Origin of the sequence: Microvirga aerilata (genome assembly GCF_016743775.1) — a bacterium.
Classification (GTDB): Bacteria; Pseudomonadota; Alphaproteobacteria; order Rhizobiales; family Beijerinckiaceae; genus Microvirga; species Microvirga aerilata.
Map to the genome: position 1 here is coordinate 1 of NZ_JAEQMY010000236.1, position 2222 is coordinate 2222.

General features: G+C 65.1%; 2 protein-coding genes. Both read left to right on the forward strand.

Translation table 11 applies throughout. The features are described 5' to 3' along the window. Positions 1-12 precede the first annotated feature (12 nt). The gene (locus tag JKG68_RS31960) at positions 13-834 is read left to right on the forward strand and encodes an alpha/beta fold hydrolase (protein WP_202066408.1); all 822 of its coding nucleotides are present in this window, start codon (positions 13-15) and stop codon (positions 832-834) included. Next, the coding region (locus tag JKG68_RS31965; RefSeq protein ID WP_202066410.1) for an ATP-binding protein at positions 831-2222 on the forward strand (1392 nt) is incomplete at its 3' end. The genes JKG68_RS31960 and JKG68_RS31965, both read left to right, overlap by 4 nt.

Consider the following 2222-nt stretch of genomic DNA (forward strand, 5'->3'; position numbering starts at 1 on the left):
CACGGAGCACCCATGTCTGTTCTTAAACGTAACAATGTCAAAATCCTGGGTCGCGGCGAGCAGCCCATCCTCTTCGCCCATGGCTATGGCTGCGATCAGAACATGTGGCGCTTCATCACCCCGGCCTTCGAGGACCGGTACAAGGTCGTCCTCTTCGATCATGTCGGGCATGGCCAGTCGGATGCAGCCGCCTTCGAGCCTGCAAAATACGGCTCGCTCCATGGCTATGCGCAGGACATCCTGGCGATCTGCCGCGAGCTCGACCTGAAAGACGTCGTCTTCGTCGGGCATTCGGTCAGCGCCATGATCGGCATTCTCGCCGCCATCAGGGAGCCGGAGCGGTTCGACCGCCTGGTCCTGATCGGCCCCTCGCCGCGCTACATCAACGACGGCGACTATGTCGGCGGCTTCAAGCAGGAGGACATCGAGGGTCTGCTCGACTTCCTCGACAGCAACCATCTCGGCTGGTCGAGCACCATGGCCCCGGTCATCATGGGCAACCCGGATCGGCCCGAGCTGGGCGAGGAGCTCACGAACAGCTTCTGCCGCACCGATCCCGAAATCGCGAAGCACTTCGCCCGCGTGACGTTCCTCTCCGACAACCGGGCAGACCTCTCGAATGTCAGCACCCGGGCGCTCATTCTTCAGTGCGCGCAGGATGCGATTGCCCCTGCGGCAGTCGGGCGCTACATGCACCAGCACCTCCCGGGCAGCGAGTTCGTTCAGCTCAACGCCACGGGACACTGCCCGAACCTGAGTGCACCCGAGGAGACGATTGCCGCCATGGAAGCTTTTCTGCGCGATCCCGGACCCGTCAGGACCGCTGCCGCGTGACCATCGACCAAGGCGCTCTCATCGAAACCACCGAGGAGCTCTATGAGAGCGCGCCCTGCGGGTACCTCTCGACCCTGCCGGACGGCACCATCGTCAGGGCCAACCAGACCTTTCTGACCTGGATCGGGATGGATCGGCAGGAGTTGATTGGCCACAAGTGCTTTGCAGACCTTCTGAGCGTCGGCGGCAGGATCTTCTACGAGACGCACTTTGCGCCCCTGCTGCAGATGCAAGGCTTCATCAACGAGATCGCCTTCGACCTGACCTGCGCCGACGGGCATTCGCTGCCTGTTCTGGCCAACACCGTGCAGAAGCGGGACGCGGCCGGCCGGCCCATCGTCAATCGCATCACGGTTTTCAATGCCACCGACCGGCGAAAGTATGAGCGGGAGCTGCTCCTGGCGCGCCAGAAGGCCGAGCAGGCCACCCGGGACCTCAAGAGCCTGAACGAAACCCTGGAGGAACGGGTCGCGCAGGAGGTCGCCGAGCGCCTGAAGGCCGAGGAAGCGCTCCGGCAGGCCCAGAAAATGGAGGCCATCGGGCAGCTCACCGGCGGCATCGCCCACGACTTCAACAACCTGCTCACGATCATCGTCGGCAACATCGAACTGCTTCAGCGCCGCCTGCCGGAGGGCGCCGACCGCCTCCAGCGGGCGGCCGATCACGCCATGGATGCGACGCGACGGGCCGCCACCCTGACCCAGCGGCTCCTCGCCTTCTCCAGGCGCCAGCCCCTCGATCCCAAACCCATCGACGTCAACAAGCTGGTGGCCGGCATGTCGGACCTCCTGCGGCGGACGCTGGGCGAGGTCGTGGTGCTGGAGACGGTTCTCGGGGGCGGTCTCTGGCGCTCCCAGGCGGACCCGAACCAGCTGGAGAACGCGATCCTCAACCTGGCGGTGAACGCCCGGGACGCCATGCCGGATGGCGGCAAGCTCACCATCGAGACCGCCAATGCCCGCCTGGACGAGGCCTATGTGGAAGCGTTCGCCGAGCCTGTGCCGCCCGGGCAGTACGTGCTCGTGGCCGTCTCCGACACGGGCACGGGGATGGACAAGGCGACCATGGAGAGGGTGTTCGAACCCTTCTTCACCACCAAGGAAGCCGGCAAGGGCACCGGCCTGGGCCTGAGCCAGGTGTACGGCTTCGTCCGGCAGTCCAACGGCCATGTGAGGATCTACAGCGAGCTTGGCGAAGGCACCACGATCAAGATCTACCTGCCCCGCCTTCTCGGCTCCGACGACGAGCCTGCCGAGATGCCCGCAAAGAGCCCGGTGATGGTGAAGGGCGCCGGCGAGACCGTTCTGGTGGTGGAGGATGAGCCGGATCTTCGCGCCTACACGGTCGAGGCGCTTTGCGATCTCGGATACCGGGTTCTCGAGGCCGCC